The sequence below is a fragment of the Thalassospira sp. GB04J01 genome (assembly GCF_000751115.1).
Classification (GTDB): domain Bacteria; phylum Pseudomonadota; class Alphaproteobacteria; order Rhodospirillales; family Thalassospiraceae; genus Thalassospira; species Thalassospira lucentensis.
Genome location: NZ_CCDX020000016.1, coordinates 22,828 through 28,883, shown reverse-complemented (window position 1 = coordinate 28,883; position 6,056 = coordinate 22,828). Strand labels below are relative to the sequence as shown.

Below are 6,056 nucleotides of genomic sequence, written 5' to 3'. Positions count from 1 at the left end.
GGGATACCAGCCCGCCCGGCGGGCTTTTCCTCGGATTTCACAAATATAACGTCTGCCATTCCAATCAAATTAAGAGGTCCTGAGCCTACGGTCAGGAATACACGGTGATGCCGGTTATGATACCGGGGTTACCGTGATTTCTGTTTTGACCGAATTGGCAAGAAAGCAGGCTTCATGTGCGCGGTGATGAAGGTCGGCTTCAAGGCCTGCGTCCGGCGCGTTGCCGAGATAGGTCACACTTGGCTTAAGCGCAACTTTGGTGATCATGGTTTTACCATCGATCTTTGCCATTTCCCCGGTGGCAGCATCGACATAACGGTCAACGACAAGGCCGCTATCAGACGCAAAATGCAGGAAGAACAACATGTGGCAGCTTGAAAGTGCGGCGACATAGGCTTCTTCGGGGTCGACATTTTCCTCAACCGAATAGGGCAACGGCACGACATGCGGCGATGATGACGCCGGAATTTCGACCCCGCCATCAAATCGCCAGACATGGCCGCGGGAATACCGGCGGTCGGTAAACTTTTCCGTTGCCGAACGGGTCCAGATAACTTCTGCGCCAAAGCTGCTCATGCGGGGCTCCGTTTATGGGGCTCTGCCCCTAATGTTGCGGCGGTCACGCCAATATGAGTGGCAAGGGTGTCCTTGGCGGTGTTGATATCGCCCTTTGTGCAGGCTGTGATCAGTGCGTCGTGTTCATTGTAAAATGCATGGCGCGGGCGCGATCCTTTTGGTTGCTGGGCATAGGCCCGCCGTGCCTCACCGCGAAGATCGGCAATCATTGCCAACAATCGATCATTCCCGCATGCACCATACAGCACACGATGAAATGCCAGATCGAGCTCTGCGAGAATCGTGGGATCGTCTTCTTCATACAGGTCTTCGTTAATCCGGCGCGCTTTCCGCAGGTCACTTGGGGTTAATTTCGGCGCGGATAACCCAAGGGCGGTTTGCTCAAGAGAAATGCGAATTTGCGCCAGTTCACGAACCTGATTGATGCTGAGCCCTATCACCGCAAGACTGCGATCTGATCGTTTTTCAAGTAACCCATACGCCAGCAACCGTTCAAGCGCATGGCGCACCGGCTGACGGCTGACATCAAACCGTGCGGCCAGTACTTCCTGCTTTAACACCGTGCCTGGCGTCAGGATGCCGTCCTCAATTTCATTTTGCAGCGTACGGGTAATATCATTTGTATCCATGGATCCAAAATAAGGTGGGCTATATCAGGAGTCAAGCTGGGTGGTCCTGACGTCAGCGTGAAATTGTTAGGCTCTCGGGGGGATTCATGTTTTGGGTATTACCAATACGGAGCATTGTCGCGATGAGGCAAGGAGTGTCGGTTTGGTTTTGGTGTTACGCCAGCATGTCTATCTTCGCCCGGTACACCTATTCCGCCGAAATCACCTTGGGCATACGATGTGGTGAGTCGACATGACGTTCGACGAATTGCAGGATGCGCTCCTGCGCATTGTCGATATCCTCATTGAGGATGCCATGACGGTCGGATTTCAGCATCTGCACATCCAGATCGGTTATCCCGGTGGCAAGGCGTTTAATCATCCGCGCACTGGCCGGATCAACGACCTGATCGCCATCACCCTGCAAGATCAGGGTCGGGCATTCAATATCGGGCAGGCAACGCTGCATTTCCGCCACCGCCTGGCGCAACTGATACAATCCGCCGATGGGAATGTTGCGGTAATTGATCTCGGGATGTTCCGACTCGTTTGTTCGGAAGCTCAGCATTTCCTGTGCCGATGGCATCCAGCCCATCAGCTTGTTCGCACCATACAGCAACGGCACAAACATCAGATTGCGATTGCGGAACTTAAGCGGTGTTCCAGCCAGAACCAAGGCGGTCAGTTTTTCAGGATGGGAACTTGCATGGATCGCTGCCAGTGCACCGCCAGTGGAAAAACCGACGATAATGATCTGGTCGCAGAACGGTGCGAGAATGTCATAGCCACGTCGCACAGATGCCAGCCAATCGGTCCATTTGCGTCTTTGCAATTCATGGGGCGATGTCCCATGACCGGCAAGCCGTACACCCATGACAGCATGTCCCTGTGCTGCAAATTTTTCGCCCAGTTCATACAGTTCCGCCGGGGATGCCAGAAACCCGTGCACCAGCAAAATGCCAAGTGTGAAATGCTCATTGCCGTTGGGCAGGTTCAAATATGGGCGGCTGTCGGCGGTGGCGGTTTCCTGTGAATTGATCGTATCGTACTTGGGTTTTTCGTATCTTTTGCGGTTCCATTGCCACGCCCGGATTTCATCATCGAACTGGCGATGGGCAATGTCGCGATCTGTCAGGTTATCAACTTCGGCACGCGCCCGTTCAAGTGCCTGCCAAACCGCATGGATTGGGGACATTTCGTTGGCATAGACCATGATCGGGTTGTCCATGCGGATTTGATCAAACCCGGCTTCGGCCTGTAATTTCTCCAGGAAGCAGTACTTTCCGTCACGGCGCTCAATCAGACCCAGTTGAACCGCACTGTCGATAAAGAACCGGATTTGCGGACACTTCAAATCAAAGATGCCGATATAATCGGCCGGGTTCAGCATGCCGCGATGCAGATGAACCGTATCGACCTGCTGGATGTTTTTGATCGCCAGATAAAGCGTGCGGTCAAAATGTTCGATATCGACTTCCGTGACCCCGTCATCAAGCCACATCATAATCAGGCGCGACGCCAGATGACTGACGTTGATCGTCAGGTTGGAATACATCACCGCCATGCAGTGATCGCGAAGCGGCGAGATATGACGCGTCAGGGCATATTGCGTAACCCTATCTGGCAGGGTTTCAAGGGTTTTGGCCGGTTTGAATAAATCATCAATGCTGCCCGCGCGTTGTACGCGCCGGGCCAATAGCCGCCGATCAAGCCAGTTAAACTGACCGCGCGGGTCAACCGGATCGCCCAGACGGATATCCATATCGGTCTGTTTGAACATCAGGTTGCCTTCAATGATCATTTCTTCGGCCATCTTCGGGCTCAGCCCGCCAGTAAACATATCCGCCGCCCGGGCAAGGATGTTTTGATCCACGCGGAGCGGATGAAAGGTAATGTTGGCCGGGAACATCAAGGTTTGTTTGGCCAAAACGGTGCGAAGAACGTCTTCATCGACTTCAAGAATACCGGCCCAGCGGGTGAGTTCACGGGTATCGCCCTTGGCAATCAGCGCGGACAAACCGATTTTAAAGCCATCAATACAAAGTCCCAGAAGGGCCGCACCGGTATGGTGGGCACGTCTGGCGTCGGCGGATCGGGAATAGACACTGTAATCGGGGCGTTTGGGATGTGGGCGATCGTTAAGCGTGACGCGCCGGTCCTTGACCATCCCGCCTTCGGGGAAGACGACGACCTTGCCGCCACGCAGGATTTCCTCGGCCAGAAAGGGCAACAGCCGTTCATAATTGTTGGGCACTCCGCCCAGTGCACGCAGATAGCGTGAAAAGGTATTGTCCTGCGCAAAAAACTCGCCCGATGCGATGGAGCGGCAATAAACACCGGTTTCCAATGCGATCAGATACTGCGGGATAAAGGTTTCAAACCGGGCGAAATGGTTGAACATGAAAATATCGCCCTGTGCCAGATGGTCTTGCGCACCATGCATCTTGATATTGATGTCGATATTGGCGCGAAGGGCCGTCATCGCGCGCAGCGTCCACTCGCACGTTTTCGGATTAATGGCGAATTGTTCGCGTTCGATCTCGCGGAAAGAGTGGTTCATTCGGTGCGATACCCCGGCGCTGTCACAATGGCTGTTCGAGGACGTTCTCCGGCTTTCTTGCTGTTTTGACCGGCAGGTTTCCCGATTTTGATATGTGTTCTTTGATCTGCTTTGGGAAGGTATTCTACAAATGAATTGCGAAGAATTAATGCCAATCTGGCATGTCTTTCGTATAATCGGACAATCGCCCTTATCGTCTTTGTGATAGATCATTGGCGGTGTGCGACTTCTTGGGCGCTTTTGTGCCATCCCTCCTTGCGTCCTTGCTAAACCTGATCTGCCTGTCTTTTGACGATTGGAGTCTCCTTGCCGTCCCCTGCCCCCGATCAACCCGAGCCATCATCAACGCGCGTGGTTTCCACGTCGGGCGATACACGTCCGCGGTCGATTTTTTCTGATCGTAATTTCATCCTGTTTCTGGTTGGGCAATGCATCACGACCCAAGGCCTATGGGTGCAGAAAATCGCCATGTCATGGCTGGCTTGGTCCTTGACCGGATCGGCATTCTGGACCGGGACAATTGCCGCATTGAATTTCGCACCGGCTTTTTTCCTTGGTCCGATTTTCGGGGTGATGGCCGACCGTGTTGATTTGCGCCGCACCGCCATGGTGATCAATCTGGGGCAGGCAGCTGTATCGTTCCTTCTGATGGGCTTGTCCTATGCCGATATGATGAGCCTGCCGTGGATGGTGGTGCTGGCGGGATCCATGGGTATTCTGGGCAGTGCGATGACACCGGTGCGGCTGTCACTGGTGCCGGTGATTGTAAAGCGCGAATTCATGAGCCGGGCCGTGGCTTATGCGGCGATGAATTTCAATATTTCGCGTCTGGTGGGACCGGCTGTTGGTGGAGTTGTGATTGCGACATGGGGCACGGGTGCGGCCTTTATGATCAATGCGCTCAGTTACCTTCCAATGATCTTTGTGATTTCGGTGGTGACGATCCATATGGACCGCGCGCCCGATGCCAAAAGTCGGCGTATCTGGGCATCGCTTGTCGATGGCGCGCGTTATGCCATTCACCATCCAATGATCCGGTCTGTATTGGCGTTGTCATGCTTTGTGTCGCTGGTCGGAACCGGCATGGTCGAACTGATGCCGGTCTTTGCCGAGGCGGTTTATGAGCGTGGTGTCACCGGGCTTGGCATGCTGGCATCTGCGGGCGGTGTCGGGGCGGTGGCATCGACCTTTTTTCTGTCACGGGTGGGGTCGAACGCGGACGATTATCAGCGGATTACGATTTATGGTGCCTTTGGCGCATCGGTCGGGATGCTGGGGCTTGGATTTGCCCCATGGTACGAATTGGCAGTTGTTCTGGTTGCACTGACCGGTGGGGGTTTGACATTGGTCGGGGTGGGGTCTCAAACCGCCCTGCAACTGACCGTCGATAACCGGCTGCGCGGTCGGGTAATGAGTTTCTGGAGCGCAACCAGCTTTGGCGGCATGGCGCTGGGTGGGACGTTGCTTGGCGCGATATCTGAGGCAGGTAACATTCAATATACCGCGCGCGGGTCAGGCGTTTTGATCTTGTGTGCCGCACTGATTGGCCTGTGGCGGCTGTATCGGATTGGCAAGATCGGGGCGCGCTGTTAAATGCCGATGTCATGCCAATGACGGGCAACAATAAACAATTACTTAAACCCTGTCGGGCTAAGGTCATTCATTGTGATGTTTTTGGGGAACTGAGATGCGCCTGATCGGGATCGTCGGATTGTGTTTGATGCTGTCTGCATGCTTTACCACCGCAAAATCGGTTTCCCGGTCTGATGGGCCGATGCCCAGTGATACGGTTCAGCTCCTGACCAATGTTAGCGTGCCGAACTCTCATCTCAACAGCTTTGCCCCGACCAGCAAGTTTTTGCAATGCGTGCCCTATGCCCGTGAAGTCTCTGGGATTGAGATTTATGGCGATGCCTGGACATGGTGGGCGCAGGCTGGCAACCAGAATTACGCACGTGGACATCAGCCCCAAGTTGGCGCGGTCCTGACCTTGCGCAAAACGTCACGTTTGAAACTGGGCCATGTTGCGGTTGTTTCGGCCATTCTTGATGATCGCAAGATATTGGTTAATCAGGCCAACTGGGGTGGTGATTCGCGCACACGCGGCAAAGTCCATTACCGTCAGCCAGTGGTTGACGTTTCGCCCAATAATGACTGGTCGCAAGTGCGCATGATGAACACGCTTGGTACCTTTGGCCGTATCTATCCGGCCCATGGCTTTATCTATCAGCCCCGCGAAACGGCCGAAGCCAACTGATCCCTTTTTCCTGCCCATAGATACCCGCCGATTAAAAAAAATGGCGAAGCCCCCG

General features: G+C 54.2%; 5 protein-coding genes. 2 read left to right on the top strand and 3 right to left on the bottom strand.

Translation table 11 applies throughout. The features are described 5' to 3' along the window. Positions 1-114: 114 nt before the first annotated feature. The 3 genes from AMM48_RS17900 to AMM48_RS17890 form a co-directional block, all read right to left on the bottom strand. A complete protein-coding gene (locus tag AMM48_RS17900; RefSeq protein ID WP_102785172.1) occupies positions 115-576 on the bottom strand; it encodes an OsmC family protein in 462 nt (153 codons plus the stop codon). Beyond that, positions 573-1,205 (bottom strand): GntR family transcriptional regulator, encoded by a 633-nt coding sequence (locus tag AMM48_RS17895; RefSeq protein WP_102785171.1) that lies wholly within the window; start codon positions 1,203-1,205, stop codon positions 573-575. The genes AMM48_RS17900 and AMM48_RS17895 overlap by 4 nt, the downstream gene beginning before the upstream one ends. A gap of 187 nt (positions 1,206-1,392) precedes the next feature. Beyond that, complete coding sequence (locus AMM48_RS17890; protein WP_102785170.1) at positions 1,393-3,744, bottom strand: alpha/beta fold hydrolase; 2,352 nt, start codon at positions 3,742-3,744, stop codon at positions 1,393-1,395. Between the two features lie 306 nt (positions 3,745-4,050). Here AMM48_RS17890 and AMM48_RS17885 point away from each other — a divergent pair, with 306 nt between their 5' ends. Together AMM48_RS17885 and AMM48_RS17880 are read left to right on the top strand one after the other, a co-directional pair. Next, positions 4,051-5,337: an MFS transporter gene (locus AMM48_RS17885; RefSeq protein WP_244271289.1), complete on the top strand. Its 1,287-nt coding sequence runs from the start codon at positions 4,051-4,053 to the stop codon at positions 5,335-5,337. A 94-nt stretch (positions 5,338-5,431) separates the two neighbouring features. After that, a complete protein-coding gene (locus AMM48_RS17880; RefSeq protein ID WP_022733766.1) occupies positions 5,432-6,001 on the top strand; it encodes a CHAP domain-containing protein in 570 nt (189 codons plus the stop codon). Positions 6,002-6,056 lie beyond the last annotated feature (55 nt).

Coding starts and splice junctions, on each gene's coding strand:
- AMM48_RS17900 (WP_102785172.1), bottom strand. CDS start 576: ATGAGCAGCTTTGGCGCAGAAGTTATCTGGACCCGTTCGGCAACGGAA.
- AMM48_RS17895 (WP_102785171.1), bottom strand. CDS start 1,205: ATGGATACAAATGATATTACCCGTACGCTGCAAAATGAAATTGAGGAC.
- AMM48_RS17890 (WP_102785170.1), bottom strand. CDS start 3,744: ATGAACCACTCTTTCCGCGAGATCGAACGCGAACAATTCGCCATTAAT.
- AMM48_RS17880 (WP_022733766.1), top strand. CDS start 5,432: ATGCGCCTGATCGGGATCGTCGGATTGTGTTTGATGCTGTCTGCATGC.